Source organism: Pigmentiphaga sp. H8 (assembly GCF_003854895.1).
Lineage (GTDB): Bacteria > Pseudomonadota > Gammaproteobacteria > Burkholderiales > Burkholderiaceae_B > Pigmentiphaga.
In genome coordinates this window covers 4,806,098-4,825,114 of the sequence record NZ_CP033966.1, presented here as the reverse complement: position 1 = coordinate 4,825,114, position 19,017 = coordinate 4,806,098, and the positions used below count along the sequence as shown (strand labels likewise).

Genomic DNA, 19,017 nt, shown 5'->3' with positions numbered 1-19,017 from the left:
TTGGGATATTGGTTTCTATTGGGATGAAAGGCCGGCCTGCCGGATGACGCCGGCCCAGCGCTGGAAGTCGTCGCGGGTCAGCCGCGCGAGGTCGTCCGGGGTGCCGCCGCTGGGCTGCAGGCCCTGCATGGACAGGCTCTTGACCACGTCCGGCATCTTCAGGATCCGAGCGACTTCGGCGTTCACCTTGGCGACGATGGCCGGCGGCGTGCCGGCGGGCAGGTAGAGGCCGTACCACATGTCGACATCGACGTCGGCGATGCCGGAGGCCTCCGCCAGCGAGGGGATGTCGGGCGTCACGGCGGTGCGCCGCGTGCCGCCGGCGGCCAGCATCTGCATCTTGCCGGCGCGGGCGAATTGCAGCGCCTGGTGGACGGGCACGAAGGCCAGGTCCACCTGGCCCGACAGCACGTCGTTGACCAGCCCGCCCGAGCCTTTGTAGGGCACGTGGACCACGTCGATGCCGGCGCGCTGCTTGACCAGTTCCATGGCCAGGTGATGCGGCGTGCCGGTACCGGGCGAGCCGTAGTTGAGCTTGTGCGGCTGCTTCCTGGCCAGCTCGATCAACTGGGGCACCGACCTGGCGGGGAAGTCCGGACGGGTCACCAGCGCGAGGCTGCCGATGGCGATGGGCATCACCGGCGCGAAGTCCTTGACCGGATCGAAGGTGACGCCCTGCATGAAGCTCGGCGTCATGATGATGGTGTTGGCCGTCATCAGGTAGGTGTAGCCGTCGGGAGCGGCCCGCGCGGCCAGGTCGGTGCCGATGTTGCCGCTGGCGCCGGGGCGGTTTTCCACCACCGCGGCGTACTGCCAGGTCTCGGACAGTTTCTGGCCGATGGTCCGGCCCAGCACGTCGATGCCGCCGCCGGCGGAGAAGGGCACGATGATGCGGATGGGACGCGTGGGATAGGGCTCGTCCGCGTGGGCCGCGCAGGCGGCCAGCGCCAGCAGCCCGGCACAGGCACTACGGAACGAGCGACGGGAGATGCAGCGACGGGTGGGCATATCGACCTCTCTGGTGGGACAGGAACGATCGCCATTCAATACGAGCTTTATACGTGAGTGAAATATGAATAAAGTATGAATTGATCAGATATCTGCATCAATGCACCGACATGAACATTTCCCACCGCCAGCTCAAGGCCTTCCTGTTGCTGGCCCAGCAGCGGAATTTCTCCCGCGCGGCCGAACAACTGCACATCGCCCAATCTGGCCTGAGCCTGATGATCCGGGAGCTGGAAGGGCAGCTGGGCTTTCGCCTGTTCGACCGCACCACGCGGCAGGTCACGCTGACGCAGTTCGGCGCCGAGTTCCGCGCCGTGGCCGAGCAGAACGTCAAGCGGATCGAGGAGATCGTGGAGCAGGTGGGGCGGTCGGCGCAGCGCGCCAATACCACGCTGTCGGTCGGCGCGCCGCCGCTGACCTGCTCCTACCTGTTGCCCCCGGTCGTGGCGGCCTTCGAGCAGCGTCATCCGGGCGTGCGGCTGACCATCGTGGATACCGACCTGCCTTCGGTGTCCAGCATGGTGCGCGCGGGGCACCTGGACGTCGGGCTGGGCATGTTCATCAAGGCGGCGCCGGGCCTGCTGCGCCAGCCGCTGTTTCATTTTTCGCTGGTGGCGGCCAGCGCCGCGCCACGGTTCCAGCTGGCGCGGTCACCCCGTTCGTGGAGCGCGCTGGCGGGAGAATCCTTCATCAACCTGCCTTTCGACAATCCCTTGCAGCAGTTGATCGACAAGAACCTGGCCCTGGTCGGCCATGAGGCGCCGCCCCGCTTCGTGGTCAATTTCATCGAAACCCAGATCGGCCTGGCCGAGGCCGGGCGCGGCATCGCCATCCTGCCGTCGACCGCCGTCCCCGCCTGCCGGGGGCGCGGCATCCGGCTCGAGCCGCTGGGCTCGCCCTTGGTCGAACTGGAGTTCTACGAATTGCGCGACCGGGGCCGCAAGCTGCCGCCGTGCGCCGACGATTTCTGCGATCTCCTGAAGCGGTCCATCCCCCGCGCGGTGCGGGGCGGATAGGGCGCGCCCAAAAAGAAAAACCCGGGCCGTTTCCGGTCCGGGTTTTTTCCAGCGTACGCCCAGGGGGTTCTGGGCGCGTGCGGGAGCGCGCCAGGCGCTCCCACCGCCGACTTAGAACATGTGACGCAGGCCGACGCCGAATTGGCGGGTGGTCTTGTCGCCGGTCGTGACGGCGCTGCCGTAGTGACCAACGTTGTCCATGTTGCTGAAGAAGGCGTAGGCGTTGGTACGACGCGACAGCGGGTAGGTGTAGCCGACGCTGAAGCCTTCGATGTCCCAGTCCTTGGCCTTCTGGTACGAACCGAACAGCGAGCCGGTGCCGACCGGAGCCGACGCGCCGACCATGTACGACAGGGTCTTCTTGGCGAAGCGGCCATTCCAGCCCGGGATGTCGCCAACGTTGACCGCGACGTTGCGCTGGTCGGCGATGGCGGCGTGCAGCTTGACCACGCCGAAGTCATACGTACCGCCCAACTGGGTCGAACGGCCGACGTTGCCGCCGGTCGAGGGCTCGACCTGGTCGTAGGTCAGGGCGACTTCGATGGGGCCGTTGGCGTAGCGCAGGCCCGAGGTGATGGCGCGGTTGTTGGTGCCGGCGACCGGGCTTTCGTTGGTCGAACGGTTGAAGCTGTAGCCGATGGCGCCTTGGAAGCCGTTCCAGGTCGGCGAGAAGTACATCACGCTGTTGCTGTTACGGACCTGGTTGGCGGCGATGAAGGTCGAGCCCATGCCGGCCTGGCGGAAGGTCGTGCCGAACGGATCGATGTTGGTGAAGAATTGCGAGCCCAGGATGAACTGGCGGCCCAGACGGATCTCACCCAGCGTGTTGGACGACAGGCCCACCCACGACTGGCGGTTGAACAGGCCCGACTGCGACGAGGTGCCGTCGTCGGCGTTGATGCCGGCTTCCAGCAGGAAGTTGGCCTTCAGGCCGTTGCCCAGGTCTTCCGAGCCACGCAGGCCGAAGCGCGATTCGCTTTGCAGGCCGCTGTCCAGCGCGTTGCGGGCCTTCATGCCTTCGGTCTTGGAATACAGGTAGCCCATATCCATGATGCCGTACAGGGTGACCGAGCTTTGCGCGTGCGCGGTACCAGCCATGCCAGCCAGGACGGCGGCAGCGATCAGGGTCTTTTTCATTCGTACATCTCCATGATTGATCTGGCTGTCGCGGCAGACGGGGGGTGCGAGGCGCCGGATGGAATGCGCGGATCCATCGTCGGGTATCCGTTTGCTGCGGGAAAACCAGAGCTTCCTGGTAGGAAGTTGGTCATATTGCAGCAAAGAATGCGGGTTACTACCAAGTGCGGAGGCGGGTGAGGGCCGGGTTTTTACTTATTCTTACGGCTTTCGTTGTTTTTCCGCAAAAAACTGACGAAAAAGCCCGTCTTCAGCCGAACCGAAGACGGGAAAACACTCACTGCTGAAGTAAGCACTTCGAAACATGGGCCGGGGCGACCCGGCCCATGGGGAGCAGGGCTTAGAACTTGTGCTGCAGGCCGATGGCGATTTCGCGCTTGTCGCCCAGGGCCTTGTTGTCCGTGCGGACGATCACGTCGGTGTACTGGTTGAGCAGGGCGTAGATCATGGTGCGCTTGGACAGCTTGTAGTTGTAGCCGATGGCGTAGCCGTTGATGGACTTGTCGGCGCGGCCGGCGTTGATATTGGCGTTGTCGTTGCGCTGGTAGCTGGCGAACACGGAGTGGGCGCCGAACGGCACGGTCACGCCCAGCAAGTACGAGTTTTCCTTCTCGGAGCTCGACTTGTAGCCCGAGTTCTGCAGGCGGCCGTAGCCGGCGTGCAGCTTGGCCACGCCGAAGTCGTAGGTGGCGCCCAGCTGGATGTTCTTCAGGTCGGAACCGCCCACGCCCGCACCGGGAGCCAGGTCGGCGGCATTTTTCTGTTCATAGGTCAGGACGGCCAGCAGCGGGCCGTTCTGATAGCGCAGACCCAGCGAGTACACCGAGTTGTCGGCGTCGTTGCCGGCGGTTTCGCTGCTGTTGGCGTTGAAGCTGTAGCCGGCGCCGACCTGGAAGCCGCTGAACTTGGGCGACAGATAGAACGCGCTGTTGCTGACGCGGTCATCCACGCCGCTCACGTTGAAGACGGTCTTGCTCTGGGCTTGCGAGTAGGCGTTGCCGAAGGGGTTGATGGCGCCGCGGAACCAGTTGAAGCCCAGGGTGTCCTGGCGGCCCAGGCGGACTTCACCGAAGTTGCCCGACACGCCCACCCAAGCGGCGCGGTCGAACAGCTGGCCGCTGGCGCTCTGGATGCCGGTGTCGGCCTTGAAGCCGCTTTCCAGCTGGAAGTTGGCCTTCAGGCCGTTGCCCAGGTCTTCCACACCGCGCAGGCCGAAGCGCGAGCTGCCGGCGATGCCGCTATCCAGCCCGTTGACGGCGGATTGGCCGTCCTGCTTGCTGTTCATGAATCCCATGTCGACGATACCGTACAGCGTCACGCTCTGGGCTTGCGCGGTGCCGGCGAAACCGGCCAGCAGCGCGGCGGCGATGAGGGTCTTTTTCAATTGAGAACTCCAGATGGATTTGTGATGGGGCACGAGGAAATTGCTCAGGTGCTCGGACGAGAGGATGACGATCCAACATGAGGCGAAAATGACAGCGGGGTTGCGTCGCGCCGGACGTTGTTCAAGAACAACGAATCGGGGATTGCCTATACTGGAATCTGTTCGTGTCGCTGTCCGGCCGTGTCCGGACCGGAGGTCGCAAATGTCGGGAACCGCATCCTTTCGCCGTATTTCCCTGCTGGATCGGGTGCTATCCGAGGCGGACCGCGCCGTGTGGGTGTTGACGGGCTCGGTGTCCGCGCAGCGTCCGAATCCGGCGGGGCGCCTGTCCGCCGTCGACGACTCGTCCGACGAGGCGGGCGGGCCGGCATTGACGGAGTCCGAGCGCAAGCACGCGGCCGGCCTGATGCGCGTCAATCACGTAGGGGAAGTGTGCGCCCAGGCCCTGTACCGGGGGCAGGCGCTGGTTTGCGACAAGCCGGATACGCGCCAGGTGTTCCTGGACGCGGCGGCCGAGGAGACCGATCACCTGGCCTGGCTGGACGACCGCCTGCGCGAACTGCGTTCGCACTCCAGCCTGTTGAATCCGTTCTGGTACGCCGGGGCCTTCGGGCTGGGCATGCTGGCGGGCAGGGCGGGTGATGCCTGGAACCTGGGTTTCATGGCGGAAACCGAGCGGCAGGTGGAGCGCCACCTGGACGGACACCTGGGTACGCTACCGGCCAACGATGCGCGCTCGCGCGCCATCGTCGAGCGCATGGCCGCCGACGAGCGCCAGCACAGGGTGACGGCGGAGCAGCGCGGCGGCGCCGAGCTGCCCGCGCCGGTGCGGGCAGCGATGCGGTGCGGGTCCAAGGTCATGACCTCCACCGCCTATTACCTCTGAGCTGCGTCAGTCGGCTTCGACGATTTCCACCGACCAGGTCAGTTCGGCGGTTTTTTCCAGCATGGCCGAGGCCGAGCAATACTTTTCGTGGGAAAGCTGCACCGCGCGTTCCACCGCTGCGGCCGGAAGGTTCTTGCCCGTGACCGTGAAGGCGAAATGGATCTTGGTGAAGACCTTGGGATCCGTATCGGCCCGCTCGGCCTTGAGCGCCACCGTGCAGCCGCGCACGGCGTGGCGGCCGCGCTTCAGGATCAGGACGACGTCATAAGCCGTGCAGCCGCCAGTGCCGGCCAGCACCAGTTCCATCGGCCGGGGGGCGAGGTTGTTGCCCCCGCCGTCCGGCGCGCCGTCCATGACGGCGACGTGGCCGCTGCCCGTCTGGGCGGTGAACAGCATGCCCTGCGGGCCGCCCCAGCTTACGATGCATTCCATGATATTCCTCGTGCTGCGATAGAAGTTGGCTAATCAGCACGATGATAGCGGGTGGGAAGCGGGTTTCGCGGCTGTTGGGGAGCCAGGCTATGCTGCGATGCAGCGAAAACTGCGACAAATGGTCGCGCCCCCCGGCCAAGCTGTTCCCGCCCTTGATTTTTGGTTGATAGTGTTGCGGAGTGGGTGGGTGGTTTGTATTTAAGTGATTGATTTGATGTGGTTTTTTTTGTCCGCATCCACATTGGTTTTTGTACGTAGGCAACAACCCTAGGAGGTTCTTGCATCGCACAAAACATCTCTCTATAATTGATCTAACGGATGACGCTTTGTATGTCGACACGGCCCCAGGCCCCTCGGCATCGTCGGATAGCCCCGCAAAGCTCATCTACCGGTGTCTCCTCCACCCTCCTCCTTTGGTGGATTAGCCCGAAGCCGCAAGGCTTCGGGCTTTTTTTTTTGCCCGATTCTTGCTGCTTTGCATCAAAATAAGCGAGGAGATGGAGCGCTGCATGGCAGAGCATGCCGCGACTCGACAGGAAAGAGCCGGGGAAGGAAGCTCCGTGATGGGGCTAAATGAATAATTAACCTATTGATATAAAAAGAATTTTTGCCTGTTGAAATTTGAAACCGTATTGTGGTGAACAGGCCAAAAAACTTCTTGCAACGCACAAACTGCTTCCCTATAATGGGTTCAACGGATGTCGCTTTGTATGCCGACACGGCCTCGGGCCCCTCGGCATCGTCGGATAGCCCCGCAAAGCCCATCTACCGGTGTCTCCTCCACCCTCCTCCTTTGGTGGATTAGCCCGAAGCCGCAAGGCTTCGGGCTTTTTTTTGCCTTGGCGGGGTTAGCGCATCATCGTGCCGCCGCCCGTGGAACCGCCATAGCCACCGCCGGTGGAGCCGGTGCTGCCGCCTTGCATCAGCGCGCCATAGCGCTGCATCAGGGCGGGATCCTGCTGGACGGCCGCGTTGATGGCGTTGAATTCCCGTACGGTCAGCCCTTCGCTCCAGACCGCCTCGGCCTTGCGGCCGTTGGCTTCGTCGAAGGTGGCGTTGGTGGGCTCGCCGGTCGGCGTGCTGGAGGCGGCGGCTCCGGTCCCCGGCGAGACGGCATTCACCTTCCTGGCCGCGTTGGCGAAGCGCTGCAACTGGTCGTCGGTGACCGATTGCGGCGACATCGTCGAGGCCTGCTGGGTGGGCATGTCGCGCTGGGGAGCCGCGCAGGCGGCCAATCCCGCGGCCACGGCACCGGCGGCCAGCATCGTCTTGATCGTTTTCATCGGACGGATCTCCATAGGGCTCTGTGAACGGACTAGTGTCTGCCCTTACGCCGCGCCGGAATCTTTTCTTATGTGTGGATGTTTATCAAAGCATGAAGCGCGGCCTGGGCGTCACGGGGGAAGCGGGGGGCTGCGTCGGATATCGTTACAGCTGCGCCGGGCGCGGCGCGGGCCGTGCGGCGAGCTGGCGCGCGGCCTTTGACTTCGCCGGTCTATCCGGGTTATCATCATCCTCTTGCCCTTTTTCCGTACCTGCAGTTCACAATGCCGAGGCGGGATCGGGGTGATACGCCGTCAGCAAGCCCGTAGGGGGCTTACGGGCACCAGATATGTCACAGAGATCATCATGAAAACCTTCGTTGCGAAACCGCATGAAGTGACGCGTGACTGGTACGTGATTGACGCCAAGGACAAAGTCCTAGGTCGTGTGGCCAGCGAAGTCGCACGCCGTTTGCGCGGTAAACACAAGCCTGAATTCACGCCTCACGTCGATACCGGCGACTACATCGTCATCATCAACGCCGCCGATATCGTCGTTACCGGCAACAAGGCGCAGGACAAGCGCTACTACCGCCACTCGGGCTATCCCGGCGGTATCACCGAAACCACGTTCCTGAAGATGCAGCAGCGTTTTCCTGGTCGTGCGATCCAGAAGGCCGTCAAGGGCATGCTGCCCAAGGGTCCCCTGGGCTACGCCATGATCAAGAAGCTGAAGGTGTACGCAGGATCCGAACATCCGCACACCGCCCAGCAGCCCAAGCTGCTGGACATCTGAGGAGCCGCGCATGATCGGTAACTGGAATTATGGAACCGGCCGCCGCAAGACCTCGGTGGCGCGCGTGTTCCTGAAGAAAGGCTCGGGCAAGATCACCGTCAACGGCAAGCCCGTCGACGAGTACTTCGCTCGCGAGACCGGCCGCATGATCGTTCGCCAGCCGCTGGAACTGACGGGCCACCTGGAAAGCTTCGACTTCCACGTCAACGTCAACGGTGGTGGCGTGACCGGGCAGGCCGGCGCGGTGCGCCACGGCATCACCCGCGCGCTGATCGACTACGACGCGACGCTCAAGCCCGCGCTGTCGCAAGCCGGCTTCGTCACCCGCGATGCCCGCGAGGTCGAGCGCAAGAAGGTCGGTCTGCACAAGGCGCGACGTCGCAAGCAGTTCAGCAAGCGCTGATCGGCTTCGATCTCCCTCGTCCCGTTCCGGCTCCGGCCGGCGGACGAGACAAGAAAGGCCGCAGCGATGCGGCCTTTTTTTCGCCTCGAGCGGCGTGCCGGCCCGCGGGTCGTCACATCGATGCTGCCGAGCGTGGGGTATTCTTACTCATCATCTGTCGCAGGGCACCGTCCCGCTTTCCCGGGCCGGGAAGCGCAAGGGACTCCAGGAGATTGCAATGGCCAAGATCAAGGTAGGTATCGTCGGCGGCACGGGCTACACCGGCGTGGAGTTGCTGCGCCTGTTGTCGCAGCATCCGAACGCGGAGCTGACGGCGATCACGTCGCGCAAGGAAGACGGCATGCCGGTGGCCGACATGTATTCCAACCTGCGCGGCAAGGTGGACCTGGCGTTCTCGTCGCCCGACAAGGCGCGGCTGACCGAGTGCGACGTGGTGTTCTTCGCGACGCCCCATGGCGTGGCCATGGCGCAGGCGCAGGAACTGCTGGCCGCCGGCGTCAAGATCATCGACCTGGCCGCCGATTTCCGCCTGCAGGACCAGGCCTCGTTCGAGAAGTGGTACAAAATGCCGCACGCCTGCCCCGACGTGCTGCGCGAATCGGTCTACGGCCTGGTCGAATTGAACCGCGAGCAGATCCGCGGCGCGCGGGTCGTGGGCAACCCCGGCTGCTATCCGACCACCGTGCTGCTGGGCCTGGCGCCGCTGCTGGAAGGCCGGGCCGGGACCTCGCCGCTGGTGGATGCGTCCACGCTCATCGCCGACTGCAAGTCGGGCGTGACCGGCGCCGGACGCAAGGCCGAGCTGCACATCCTGTTCTCGGAAGCCAGCGACAACTTCAAGGCCTATGGCGTGTCGGGCCATCGCCATCATCCCGAGATCGTCGAACACTTGCAGACGCTGCACGGCGGACCGGTGGGGCTGACTTTCGTGCCTCACCTGACCCCCATGGTGCGTGGCATGCACTCGACCATCTACGCCCGCATCGATCCGAAGGCGCGCGACGTCGATTTCCAGAAGCTGTTCGAACAGCGTTATGTCGGTGAGCCCTTCGTCGACGTGATGCCCGCGGGCAGCACGCCCGAGACCCGCTCGGTGCGGGCCTCCAACATGATTCGGATCGCCGTCCACCGTCCCGGCAACGGCGACCAACTGGTCGTGCTGGTGGTGCAGGACAACCTGGTGAAGGGCGCATCCGGCCAGGCCGTGCAGAACATGAACCTGATGTTCGGGCTGCCCGAGGACGCCGGGCTCGGCCAGGTGGCGGTGCTGCCCTGATGAAGCGCCGGCCGCTGTTTCCGGCGCTGGTGCCGCGCAGGCTGCGGCGCGGCGCGGCGGCGGGCGCGCGGGCCGACGGGACGGGGCTGCCAGCGGCCTCGCCATGGCGGATCGTGGTCCTGGTTCTGTTGCTGGCGCTGGGCGCGGCCCTGGGAACGGGGTTGTACGAGTCGGCGCGGCGGATGCTCGGCGGGCCCCAGATCTCGGCGTCCGAGCTGGCGCAATTGCGCGCCGAGCATCAGCGCCTGATCGCCGACAACGAGCGCTTGCAGGGCAGTCTCGCGGCCGCGGAAAGCCGCCTCGAGATCGAACGCGCGGCCAAGGACCAGTTCGCGGCCGATCTGCGTGCCGCGCAGAAGGAAATGGGCGACATGCGCAATGACCTGGCTTTTTTCGACCAGCTCATTCCCATGGATCCGCGCCAGGCCCAGGTCAACATCCGTTCCGCGGAACTGGAGCGGCAGGGCGAGCTGCTGCGCTACCGGGTACTGCTGATGCGCGGCGGCCGGCCTTCGGGCGAATTCAGCGGGCGCCTGCAGTTCTCGGCCTCCGGCGTGCGCGCGGGCACCTCCACCACGATAGACTTGCATCCGTTCTCGGTGCCGACCGAGGCGCTCGCGGGGGAGGTCGCTCCCGTGGTCCCGCCAGCCACCGACCCGCTGGCGGTGCGGTTCCGGCAGTATCAGCGCGCCGAGGGATCGCTGGCGGTTCCGGCCGGTTTCGTGGTGCGCAGCGTGACGGTGCGCGTGGTCGAGGGGGGCGTGGTGCGCTCGCAAAGCACCGTCAACCTGCCGGCCTGAGGCCGTGGGCTTGAACCTTGGCGGCGTGCCCGCATCTAAGCGGTATGGCCGCCCACGGGGCGGGCAGGCGCCGCTTTATAGTGTCCCTGGCGGCGCCGGGGTTGAAATCAGGCGCCAATAGCGGTTGAATTACCCATTAACCAGACGATTTACAGCGCATGCGCGGCACGGGCCGCGCGTACGCGTAGGCAAGGAGCAGTCATGAACGCAGCAGTTGAACAAGCCAGCCTCGAAGCCCCGCCGATGGGCCTCGTCTTCACCGATGCGGCGGCCGCCAAGGTCAAGGAGCTGATCGACGAAGAAGGCAATTCGGCGCTCAAGCTGCGCGTGTTCGTGCAGGGCGGCGGCTGTTCCGGCTTCCAGTACGGCTTCACCTTCGATGAAGACGTCAACGACGACGATACGCAACTGGACAAGAACGGCGTGCAACTGCTGATCGACTCCATGAGCTTCCAATACCTGGTCGGTGCCGAGATCGACTACAAGGAAGGCCTGGAAGGCGCGCAATTCGTGATCAAGAACCCGAACGCCACGTCCACCTGCGGCTGCGGGTCGTCGTTCTCGGTCTAGCCCAGGCGCCGGGCGGGGGCCTCTGGGGCCGCGCCCGCTCCGTCCTTTCCTCCAGGGCGCCCTCGCGCAAGCCAGGGCGCTTTTTTCGTTTTCGTCTCCTGACCGGTCCTCCCGGCGCGCTTCATGGCTCTTATTGCTCTGACCGACATCGAACTGGCCTACGGCCACGTCCCCCTCCTGCACCGCGCCGGCTTGTCGGTGGAAGCCGGCGAGCGGGTGGGGCTGATCGGCCGCAACGGCACCGGCAAGTCGTCGCTGCTCAAGCTGCTCGATGGCCGCTCGCTGCCCGATGACGGCCTCATCTCGCGCCAGGACGGGCTGAAGGTCGCCACGGTGGAGCAGGAGCCGGTGTTCGACGAGTCGGGCACGGTATTCGATGCCGTCAGCGAGGGCCTGGCCAAGGGGCGCGACCTGCTGCGCGCCTACCAGCGGCTGACCCACGATCTGGCGGAAACGGCCGGCGGGACGGACCACGACGCGCTGCTGGCCCGGCTGCAATCCTTGCAGGCGGAGCTGGAGGCGCACGACGGCTGGACGGTGCAGGCGCGGGTCGAGGCCACGCTGGCCCGGCTGAACCTGCCCGCCGATGCGCCGGTGGCGGGGCTGTCGGGCGGCACGCGCAAGCGGGTGGCGCTGGCCCGGGCGCTGCTGGGCGACCCTGACCTGCTGTTGCTGGACGAGCCGACCAACCACCTGGATTTCCAGGCCATCGCGTGGCTCGAGGAATTGCTGAAGACCTTCCCCGGCAGCATCGTTTTCATTACCCACGACCGCCGCTTCCTGGATGCGGTGGCGACCCGCATTGTCGAACTCGATCGGGGCGAGCTCGCCAGTTTCCCAGGATCCTTCTCCACCTATCAGGCGCGCAAGGCCGAGATGCTGGAGGCCGAGCGGCTGGAGCAGGCGCGTTTCGACAAGCTCCTGGCCCAGGAGGAAGTCTGGATACGCAAGGGCGTCGAGGCGCGCCGCACGCGCAGCGTCGGCCGGGTCAAGCGGCTGGAGCAGCTGCGCGTGCAGCGGGCCGAGCGGCGCGAGCGCATGGGCAAGGTCACCATCGACGTGGCCGAGGGGCAGCGGTCGGGCAAGCTGGTGGCCGAACTGACCGGGGTGTCCAAATCGTTCGGCGACAAGGCCGTCATCCGGTCGTTCTCGACCACGGTCATGCGCGGCGACCGCATCGGTTTGATCGGACCCAATGGCGCGGGCAAGACCACGCTGCTCAAGCTCATCCTGGGCGAACTCGCCCCGGACGCGGGCTCGGTCAGGCAGGGCACCAACCTGTCGGTGGCCTATTTCGACCAGATGCGCAGCCAGCTGGACGAGGACATGGCCCTGGCCGACGTCATCAGCCCGGGCAGCGAATGGATAGAGATCAACGGCCAGCGCAAGCACGTGATGAGCTACCTGGGGGATTTCCTGTTCGCGCCCGAGCGGGCGCGTTCGCCGGTCAAGAGCCTGTCGGGCGGCGAACGTGCCCGGCTGCTGCTGGCGCGGCTGTTCGCGCGGCCGGCCAACGTGCTGGTGCTGGACGAGCCCACCAACGACCTCGACATCGAGACGCTGGAACTGCTGGAGGAGTTGCTGCAGGACTATTCGGGCACGGTCTTCCTGGTCAGCCACGACCGCATGTTCCTGGATAACGTCGTGACGCAGACCATCGCCTACGAGGGCGACGCGCACTGGCGCGACTATGTGGGCGGCTACGACGATTGGGCGACGCAGCGCGCCAGGGTGGAAGAAGCCAGGTCGGCCGCGGCCAAGCCGGTGCGCGAGGCCGTTCGCGAGGAACCCGCCGCCCCCGCGCCGGAGAAGGCCGCGCCGGCCAAGCCCGGCCGGTCGCGCCTGAGTTCCTGGGAAGCCAGGGAACTGGAAGGCCTGCCCGCTGCCATCGCCGGGCTGGAGGCCGAGCAGCAGGAACTGAACGGGAAGCTGGCCGACGGATCGATCTACCGGGACGATCCCGCCGGCGCGACCGCCATCCAGCAGCGCCTGGCGGCGATCGAGGACGAGCTCATGGCCCGGCTCGAACGCTGGGAACTGCTGGAAAGCAAACGGGGCTGATCCCGCCGGCCCGTCAGCGGCCCGCGCCCGCGGGCCGCGTGACCAGCTTCATGGCCTGCCGGATCGCCGTGGGTTCGTAGGTGGGGTCGATGTTGCCCATGACCGTCAGCGCGATGCGGGACAGCTGCCGGCTCATGATCTGGATCGCCCGGTCCTGGTCCCGCGCCGCATAGGCGTCGACCAATGCGCTGTGTTCCTCTTCCGACGCCAGCCAGGAATACGGCTGCTGCTGCCCCATGAACGACTTGCGGGCGCGTTCGGAGTTGGTGCGGCAATTCTCGTAGGCGTTCACGATGTGGTCGCCCGCGTGCATGATCAGCAGCTTGTGGAACTCGATGTGGCGGTGCGCCCAGTCGCCCGCCGGCTGGCTGCCGTTCATGGCCTCGAGCGCGGCGCGGATACGCGCGATGTCGCCTGCATCCAGGCGAGGCACCGTCAGCGAGATGCCCAGGCAGGCCATCAGCAGCCACATGGCGTAGACCGAATCGATTTCCTCGGGCGTGATGGGAACGACCCGGATCCGATGCTGGAAATTGACCTCGACCAGGCCTTCCGCCTGGAGCATGCGCAGCGCTTCCCGCACGGGGGTGCGGCTGACGTTCAGCCGCTTGGCGATATGCACCTGGTTCAGCATGGAGCCGGCCGGGATGCTGCCATCCAGGATGTCGTGGCGCAAACGTTCGTAGACGTCGTGCAGGTCCCCGCGCGAGGCGCGGGGCGGGGCGGGCGGCGGCACGGGAGGGCCGGCAAGGGGGCCGTCCTGGCCGTTCTGATGCAACGCCGCGTCGCTGCCGGTCGAGTCGTGGGTCACTGAGTCACCCTGTGATTCCGATGGTGCCTGAAGAGAGTCTTGATCTGGGCTTGTGCTTCAGACAGTATCACATCTGCAAAAAGCCAAAAATGTATTCATTTTTAATATCTCAAGATGATGTGCTTGGGTGATATCGGCTGATTTATAGGGAATTTTTGGTGTTTACCCTAGGAATTAGACAAAAATGTATCCTTTTTTGGAGATTGATGTAATCCTAGTGCATCCATTTTCAGGAGGCGGCGATGAGCACAGCGGGGGTGTTGCGCGAGGCATGGCGGGCCGGGAAGCCGGTGTTCGGCGGCTGGGCGGTGCTGCCCACGCCGTTTTCCGTGGAGCTGATCGCGCAGCAGGGCGTGGGCTACGTCTGCGTCGATCAGCAGCATGGGCTGATCGACTATGCGCAGACCCTGGACATGTATCGCGCCGCCGAGGGCCGGGGCGCGGTGCCGTTCACGCGCGTGCCGGCCAACGAGGGATGGATGATAGGCAAGGCGCTGGACGCGGGCGCCCAGGGCGTCATCGTGCCGCTGGTCAACAGCCGCGAGGAAGCCGCCGCGGCGGTGCGGGCGTGCCGCTATCCGCCTTCGGGAATACGGTCCTACGGCCCCATCCGCGCCGCGCTGGTCAGCGCCACGCGCGACACCCAGGCCCTGGGCGACGCCGTGCTGTGCTTCGTCATGGTCGAGACCCGCGAGGCACTGGACAACATCGACGCGATCGCGTCCACGCCGGGCCTGGACGGCATCTATATCGGCCCCGCCGACCTGGCCCTGGGGCTGGGCCTGCCGCCTGACCTGGACAAGACCGAGGCCGAGCACGTCGCCGCGGTCGAGCGGATCTTCCAGGCCTGCCGCCGGCACGGCATCGTCGCCGGGATCCAGTGCGCCACCGGGACATCCGGCCGCGCCTACGCCGAACGCGGGTTCGGCCTGATCACCGTCATCAAGGACTCCGCCCTGCTGCAGGCCGGCGCGCGCCAGGAAATCCGCGCGGCGCTGGGCGAGACGCAGGGGGCCGCCAAGGCCCAGGGCTATACCTGACCCCGGGCGTTCGTCCGGACTCTTGGAGAAAGGCAAAGTGACAACGACTTCCGATCGCATGCTGCGGGCCCTGGCTGCGTTCTCCCGGCATGCGGCGCTGGAATGCGGCGCGTCGGTGGACCGCGCGGTGAAAGCCGCATTGCTGGATACGCTGGCCGTGGCGCTGGGCGCTCTGACGCACCCCGCCGCCGTGGCGGCCCGGCGCTACGCGCGCCATGCCATCGTGGCCCAGGGGGCGACGATATGGGGCACGGGCGAATGCGTTACCGCCGAAGCCGCGGCCTTGGTGAACGGCGTGCCGCTGCGCGCCTATGACTACAACGACCTGTACATCGGCAAGTCGGGGGGCCATCCCAGCGACATGATTCCGGGCCTGATGGCCCTGGCGCAGTGGCGCGGCATCGACGGCCAGGGGCTGATCGGTGCCATCGCGCTGGGCTACGAGGTCGCGGTGGCGCTGTTCGACGGCCTGCGCCTGCGCAACGGCGGCCTGGACTATCCCAACATCGTGGCCATTGCCTGCACCTGCGCGGCGGCCCGCATGCTGGACCTGTCGGAAGAGCAGGCTGCCGACGCCCTGGCGATCACCGTGATTCCCCATTCCGCCAGCCTGGAGGTCGAGTCCAACGACCTGAACCGGCGCGGCGACCTGACCATGTGGAAGCGCTTCAACGGCAGCGACGCCGTCCGGCAGTCGGTGTATGCCTGCCTGCTCGCGGAAGCGGGGGCCGAAGGGGCGGTCCGGCCGTTCGAGGGCAAGTACGGTTTCCTGGCCCGTCTGGAACTGGCCGAGGAAGACCGCGAGGCGCTGCTGCGCCGCCTGGACCCCGCGCAGCCCCTGTCGGCCGTCGAACGGGTGACCTACAAACTGTGGCCGGTCGGGTCGCGCGGGCAAAGCGCAATCCAGGCCGCGCTGGAAGCGCGGCGCCGGATTCCCGATCCCGCCCGGATCGCCGGCATCCGCGTGCGTGCCGACGAGGGCGTGTACGACCATCTGGTCAGCCAGCGGGCGGACCCGTGGCATCCGGTGTCGCGCGAGACGGCCGATCATTCGCTGCCCTGCATCGTTGCGATGGCGCTGCTCGACGGCCGGGTGGACACGGGCACCTTCGACAAGGAGCGGGTCATGCGTCCCGACGTGCGGACACTGCTGAACGACCGGCTCGTGGTCGAACCGGCCGCCGAACTGGGCGGCGGCGCGGCCGCGGGATTCCTGGCGCGAGTGGAGGTCACGCTGGACACCGGCGAGGTGATCGTGGGCGAAGCGGGCCCGCCGCCCGGGCACAGGCTCAAGCCTTTCTCCGATGCCGACTTCGAGGAAAAGCTGCGCGTCAACGTCGAACCGGTCATGGGCGCCCAGCGTACCCGGGACATCCTGGAAGCGGTTCGCGCGCTGGACGCGGCGGCCAGCATCCAGCCGCTGTGCGCCCTGTTGGGAGCCGGCGCGAAGGGCGTGGAGGCGCCATGACGCCAGGCGTGGTCATCGTCGGTGCCGGCCATGCGGGGGCGCGCTGCGCTCATGCCCTGCGCCAGGCGGGCTATGCCGGATCGGTCACGCTGCTGGGCGACGAGGGTGCCGAGCCCTACGAGCGGCCGCCGCTGTCCAAATCGTTCCTGCTGGAGGACGGCCGCCTGGCGCCGATCGCGCCGGCGGCCAGCTATGAGGCCGCCGGTATCGTCCTGCGGCCTGCGGTCCGGGCCATGGCCATCGATCCGGCCGCGCGCCGCGTGGATCTTGCCGATGGCGCATCCCTCGCCTATCGCCACCTGGTGCTGGCGACCGGCTCCGTGGCGCGGATGCCGGCCTTCGCCGGCCTTGCGCCGGGCGACGTGCTGGCGCTGCGCAACGCGGCCGACGCCGCGCGCCTCAGGGAAGCATTGCGCCCCGGGCAGCGCGTGCTGCTGATCGGCGGCGGCTTCGTGGGACTGGAGGTGGCCGCGTCCGCCACCCGCCTGGGGTGCCGCGTGACGGTGGTGGAGAAACAGCCGAGGCTGTTGCCGCGCGCCGTCAGCGCGTGGGCGGCCGAACGCGTGCTCGCGCTGCATGCAGGGCAGGGCGTGGAGGTGAAGCTGAGCCGCGCGCCCGTCGACATCGCGCGCGCGGGGCCGGCCTTCCGGTACGTGCTGGACGATGGCGCGCAGGGCGAGGCGGACGTGGTGCTGGCCGGCATGGGCGCGCTGCCCGACGTCGCGCTGGCCGAGCGCGCGGGCCTGGCCCTGAATCCGCCGCCCGTGCACGGCGTCCTGGTGGACGCGGCGTGCCGGACGTCGGCGCAAGGCATCTATGCGATCGGCGACATCGCCGCGCCGCGCGAGGCCGGTGGCGGCTGCCGCATCCGCCTGGAGTCCTGGGAGAACGCCGAGCGCCAGGCCGTACGGGCCGCTGCCGCCATCGCGCGCATCGAACAGGGCGGCGGGCCGCTGCCGGCGGAGCCCGCCGCCGACGAGGCGCCGTGGTTCTGGACGGACCAGTTCGACATGAATCTGCAGATCGTGGGCCGGCCGGCAGGCGCCACCCGGTACGTCGCGCGCGAGGCCGGCGCGGGCAAGGCGGCGGGTTTCCACTTCGACGCGGCCGGCGTGCTGGTCGGGGCGGAGTTGTTCAACAGTGGCCGGGACCGCCGTATCGTGCGCCAGCTCGTGGCCGCGGGCCGGGGCGTGGATGCCACGGAACTGGCCGACCCGGCGGTGCCGCTGGCAACGGCGCTGCGCAATGCCCAGCAGCGCGGCCCGGCCGCGGCGCCGGACGATTCCCGGTCATAGACGGAGCTTTCATGGTCTGGTGCCAGACGATCAAGTTCGACGACGTACCCGAGGGCGATGCCGTCTCGGTGTGCGTGGAGGGCGAGCCCCTCGCGCTGTACAAGCTGGACGGCCGCGTCCATGCCACGCACGACATCTGCACGCACGCGAAGGCGCACCTGGCGGAAGGCTTCGTCAGCGGCGACTGCGTGGAGTGCCCCTTGCACGAAGGCGTGTTCCACATTCCCACCGGCCGTCCGGTTTCGGGCCCGGTCAGCATTCCGATCCAGGTGTATCCGGTACGTATCGAGGAAGGCATGGTGCTGGTCGACGTGCCTCCCTCGGGCTGACGCCGCTGGCGTCCTGCAGCAAGGCGCGGAGGAGGGTCCTCCGTGTCCGTCCATATCTTGGGAGAGTCAAATGCGTATCACGTCGTGTGCTGTGCTCCTGGCCTTTGGCTGCGTATCGACCGCCGTGGCAGCGGCCGACGCGGCGGTCGATTTCCCGTCCAAGCCCTTGCGCTTCATCGTTCCCTTCACCCCGGGAACCGGCATGGACAACATCGCCAGGCTGGTCGGCGAAAAACTGTTCGAAAGCTGGAAGCAGCCCGTCATCGTCGAGAACAAGACCGGCCTGGCCGGCCACCTGGGGGCCGAGCAGGTGGCGCGCGCGGCGCCCGACGGCTACACGCTGGTGGTGACCGCGAGCAATCTCGTCATCACGTCCATCCTCTATCCCTCGCCGTCCTTCAATCCCATGAAGGACCTGACGCCGGTGATGATCGCGGCGCGCGGCACCAATTCGCTGGCGGTGAATCCCGGCAAAGGCTACCGGACGATGGCCGACCTGGTGGCCGCGGCCAAGGCCAACCCCGGCAAGATCAATTTCGCGTCCGCGGGCGTGGGCTCGCCGTCGCACATCCTGCTGGCCGAGTTCGAGGACGCCACGCACACCTCGTTCCTGCACGTGCCCTACAAAGGCACGGCGCCCGGCGTCAATGACGTGATCGCGGGGCACGTGGACGCCATGTTCGTCGCCACCCATACGCTGCGCCCCTTCATCGAGTCCGGCCAGTTGCGCAACCTGGGCGTGTCGAGTTCCGAGCGCCAGCGCAGCGCGCCGGGCGTGCCGTCGTTCGCGGAACTGGGGATCACGCCGGGCATGCCCGCCTGGTACGGCTTCCTGGCGCCCAAGGGAACGCCGGCCGCCATCATCGACAAGCTCAACAAGGAGATGACGCGCATCCTGGAGCTGCCCGACGTCAAGTCGGCCCTGGAGAAGACCGGGCTGGACGTGAAGCCGTCTTCGCCGCAGGCGCTGCAGGAACTGATGGACATGCAGCTGGCCCGCTTCAGCGCCATCATCCGCAAGAACAACATCACGGCCAACTAGG

The 19,017-nt window shown here is 66.7% G+C and carries 19 protein-coding genes; 13 read left to right on the top strand and 6 right to left on the bottom strand.

Features of this window, described 5'->3' with window-relative positions; translation table 11 throughout:
* Positions 1–15 precede the first annotated feature (15 nt).
* A complete protein-coding gene (locus EGT29_RS22730; RefSeq protein ID WP_124691118.1) occupies positions 16–1,008 on the bottom strand; it encodes a tripartite tricarboxylate transporter substrate binding protein in 993 nt (330 codons plus the stop codon).
* 110 nt (positions 1,009–1,118) lie between these two features.
* Here EGT29_RS22730 and EGT29_RS22725 point away from each other — a divergent pair, with 110 nt between their 5' ends.
* A complete protein-coding gene (locus tag EGT29_RS22725; protein ID WP_124691117.1) occupies positions 1,119–2,024 on the top strand; it encodes a LysR family transcriptional regulator in 906 nt (301 codons plus the stop codon).
* Positions 2,025–2,135: 111 nt separating this feature from the next.
* Here the strand turns inward: EGT29_RS22725 and EGT29_RS22720 are convergent, their stop codons facing one another.
* Together EGT29_RS22720 and EGT29_RS22715 are read right to left on the bottom strand one after the other, a co-directional pair.
* Complete coding sequence (locus tag EGT29_RS22720) at positions 2,136–3,161, bottom strand: porin (RefSeq protein WP_124691116.1); 1,026 nt, start codon at positions 3,159–3,161, stop codon at positions 2,136–2,138.
* Between the two features lie 340 nt (positions 3,162–3,501).
* Positions 3,502–4,545 (bottom strand): porin, encoded by a 1,044-nt coding sequence (locus EGT29_RS22715; protein WP_161567919.1) that lies wholly within the window; start codon positions 4,543–4,545, stop codon positions 3,502–3,504.
* A 202-nt stretch (positions 4,546–4,747) separates the two neighbouring features.
* Between EGT29_RS22715 and coq7 the strand changes: the two genes are divergently transcribed.
* Positions 4,748–5,431: a 2-polyprenyl-3-methyl-6-methoxy-1,4-benzoquinone monooxygenase gene (coq7, locus tag EGT29_RS22710; RefSeq protein WP_124691114.1), complete on the top strand. Its 684-nt coding sequence runs from the start codon at positions 4,748–4,750 to the stop codon at positions 5,429–5,431.
* Positions 5,432–5,437: 6 nt separating this feature from the next.
* Here the strand turns inward: coq7 and EGT29_RS22705 are convergent, their stop codons facing one another.
* Both EGT29_RS22705 and EGT29_RS22700 read right to left on the bottom strand, forming a co-directional pair.
* Complete coding sequence (locus EGT29_RS22705) at positions 5,438–5,863, bottom strand: OsmC family protein (RefSeq protein WP_124691113.1); 426 nt, start codon at positions 5,861–5,863, stop codon at positions 5,438–5,440.
* A gap of 848 nt (positions 5,864–6,711) precedes the next feature.
* On the bottom strand, positions 6,712–7,146 hold the full coding sequence (locus EGT29_RS22700; protein ID WP_161567918.1) for a DUF4168 domain-containing protein: 435 nt from the start codon (positions 7,144–7,146) through the stop codon (positions 6,712–6,714).
* Between the two features lie 346 nt (positions 7,147–7,492).
* Between EGT29_RS22700 and rplM the strand changes: the two genes are divergently transcribed.
* The 6 genes from rplM (at position 7,493) to EGT29_RS22670 (ending at position 13,031) form a co-directional block, all read left to right on the top strand.
* Complete coding sequence (gene rplM / locus EGT29_RS22695; RefSeq protein WP_124691111.1) at positions 7,493–7,921, top strand: 50S ribosomal protein L13; 429 nt, start codon at positions 7,493–7,495, stop codon at positions 7,919–7,921.
* Positions 7,922–7,931: 10 nt separating this feature from the next.
* Complete coding sequence (rpsI, locus tag EGT29_RS22690; protein WP_124691110.1) at positions 7,932–8,324, top strand: 30S ribosomal protein S9; 393 nt, start codon at positions 7,932–7,934, stop codon at positions 8,322–8,324.
* A gap of 217 nt (positions 8,325–8,541) precedes the next feature.
* The gene (gene argC, locus EGT29_RS22685) at positions 8,542–9,600 is read left to right on the top strand and encodes an N-acetyl-gamma-glutamyl-phosphate reductase (RefSeq protein WP_124691109.1); all 1,059 of its coding nucleotides are present in this window, start codon (positions 8,542–8,544) and stop codon (positions 9,598–9,600) included.
* The gene (locus EGT29_RS22680; protein WP_124691108.1) at positions 9,600–10,400 is read left to right on the top strand and encodes a DUF6776 family protein; all 801 of its coding nucleotides are present in this window, start codon (positions 9,600–9,602) and stop codon (positions 10,398–10,400) included. Before argC ends, EGT29_RS22680 begins: the two co-directional genes overlap by 1 nt.
* A 201-nt stretch (positions 10,401–10,601) precedes the next feature.
* Positions 10,602–10,970, top strand: coding sequence for an iron-sulfur cluster insertion protein ErpA (gene erpA, locus EGT29_RS22675; RefSeq protein ID WP_124691107.1), 369 nt, complete (start codon positions 10,602–10,604; stop codon positions 10,968–10,970).
* Positions 10,971–11,093: 123 nt separating this feature from the next.
* Positions 11,094–13,031 (top strand): ATP-binding cassette domain-containing protein, encoded by a 1,938-nt coding sequence (locus tag EGT29_RS22670; RefSeq protein ID WP_124691106.1) that lies wholly within the window; start codon positions 11,094–11,096, stop codon positions 13,029–13,031.
* Between the two features lie 13 nt (positions 13,032–13,044).
* On the opposite strand, the gene EGT29_RS22665 is transcribed toward EGT29_RS22670, so the two are convergent.
* Positions 13,045–13,842: a GntR family transcriptional regulator gene (locus EGT29_RS22665; RefSeq protein ID WP_124691105.1), complete on the bottom strand. Its 798-nt coding sequence runs from the start codon at positions 13,840–13,842 to the stop codon at positions 13,045–13,047.
* A 242-nt stretch (positions 13,843–14,084) separates the two neighbouring features.
* Between EGT29_RS22665 and EGT29_RS22660 the strand changes: the two genes are divergently transcribed.
* From EGT29_RS22660 to EGT29_RS22640, 5 genes are all read left to right on the top strand, one after another.
* Positions 14,085–14,882: an HpcH/HpaI aldolase/citrate lyase family protein gene (locus EGT29_RS22660; protein WP_124691104.1), complete on the top strand. Its 798-nt coding sequence runs from the start codon at positions 14,085–14,087 to the stop codon at positions 14,880–14,882.
* A gap of 37 nt (positions 14,883–14,919) precedes the next feature.
* Complete coding sequence (locus tag EGT29_RS22655) at positions 14,920–16,350, top strand: MmgE/PrpD family protein (protein WP_124691103.1); 1,431 nt, start codon at positions 14,920–14,922, stop codon at positions 16,348–16,350.
* On the top strand, positions 16,347–17,645 hold the full coding sequence (locus tag EGT29_RS22650) for an NAD(P)/FAD-dependent oxidoreductase (RefSeq protein ID WP_124691102.1): 1,299 nt from the start codon (positions 16,347–16,349) through the stop codon (positions 17,643–17,645). The genes EGT29_RS22655 and EGT29_RS22650 overlap by 4 nt, the downstream gene beginning before the upstream one ends.
* 11 nt (positions 17,646–17,656) lie before the next feature.
* Complete coding sequence (locus EGT29_RS22645) at positions 17,657–17,974, top strand: non-heme iron oxygenase ferredoxin subunit (protein WP_124691101.1); 318 nt, start codon at positions 17,657–17,659, stop codon at positions 17,972–17,974.
* Between the two features lie 70 nt (positions 17,975–18,044).
* Positions 18,045–19,016: a tripartite tricarboxylate transporter substrate binding protein gene (locus EGT29_RS22640; protein WP_124691100.1), complete on the top strand. Its 972-nt coding sequence runs from the start codon at positions 18,045–18,047 to the stop codon at positions 19,014–19,016.
* The last annotated feature ends 1 nt before the right edge of the window (position 19,017 follow it).

Coding starts and splice junctions, on each gene's coding strand:
- argC (WP_124691109.1), top strand. CDS start 8,542: ATGGCCAAGATCAAGGTAGGTATCGTCGGCGGCACGGGCTACACCGGC.
- rplM (WP_124691111.1), top strand. CDS start 7,493: ATGAAAACCTTCGTTGCGAAACCGCATGAAGTGACGCGTGACTGGTAC.
- EGT29_RS22650 (WP_124691102.1), top strand. CDS start 16,347: ATGACGCCAGGCGTGGTCATCGTCGGTGCCGGCCATGCGGGGGCGCGC.
- coq7 (WP_124691114.1), top strand. CDS start 4,748: ATGTCGGGAACCGCATCCTTTCGCCGTATTTCCCTGCTGGATCGGGTG.
- rpsI (WP_124691110.1), top strand. CDS start 7,932: ATGATCGGTAACTGGAATTATGGAACCGGCCGCCGCAAGACCTCGGTG.
- EGT29_RS22645 (WP_124691101.1), top strand. CDS start 17,657: ATGGTCTGGTGCCAGACGATCAAGTTCGACGACGTACCCGAGGGCGAT.
- EGT29_RS22725 (WP_124691117.1), top strand. CDS start 1,119: ATGAACATTTCCCACCGCCAGCTCAAGGCCTTCCTGTTGCTGGCCCAG.
- EGT29_RS22680 (WP_124691108.1), top strand. CDS start 9,600: ATGAAGCGCCGGCCGCTGTTTCCGGCGCTGGTGCCGCGCAGGCTGCGG.
- EGT29_RS22705 (WP_124691113.1), bottom strand. CDS start 5,863: ATGGAATGCATCGTAAGCTGGGGCGGCCCGCAGGGCATGCTGTTCACC.
- EGT29_RS22660 (WP_124691104.1), top strand. CDS start 14,085: ATGAGCACAGCGGGGGTGTTGCGCGAGGCATGGCGGGCCGGGAAGCCG.
- EGT29_RS22730 (WP_124691118.1), bottom strand. CDS start 1,008: ATGCCCACCCGTCGCTGCATCTCCCGTCGCTCGTTCCGTAGTGCCTGT.
- erpA (WP_124691107.1), top strand. CDS start 10,602: ATGAACGCAGCAGTTGAACAAGCCAGCCTCGAAGCCCCGCCGATGGGC.
- EGT29_RS22670 (WP_124691106.1), top strand. CDS start 11,094: ATGGCTCTTATTGCTCTGACCGACATCGAACTGGCCTACGGCCACGTC.
- EGT29_RS22720 (WP_124691116.1), bottom strand. CDS start 3,161: ATGAAAAAGACCCTGATCGCTGCCGCCGTCCTGGCTGGCATGGCTGGT.
- EGT29_RS22640 (WP_124691100.1), top strand. CDS start 18,045: ATGCGTATCACGTCGTGTGCTGTGCTCCTGGCCTTTGGCTGCGTATCG.
- EGT29_RS22700 (WP_161567918.1), bottom strand. CDS start 7,146: ATGAAAACGATCAAGACGATGCTGGCCGCCGGTGCCGTGGCCGCGGGA.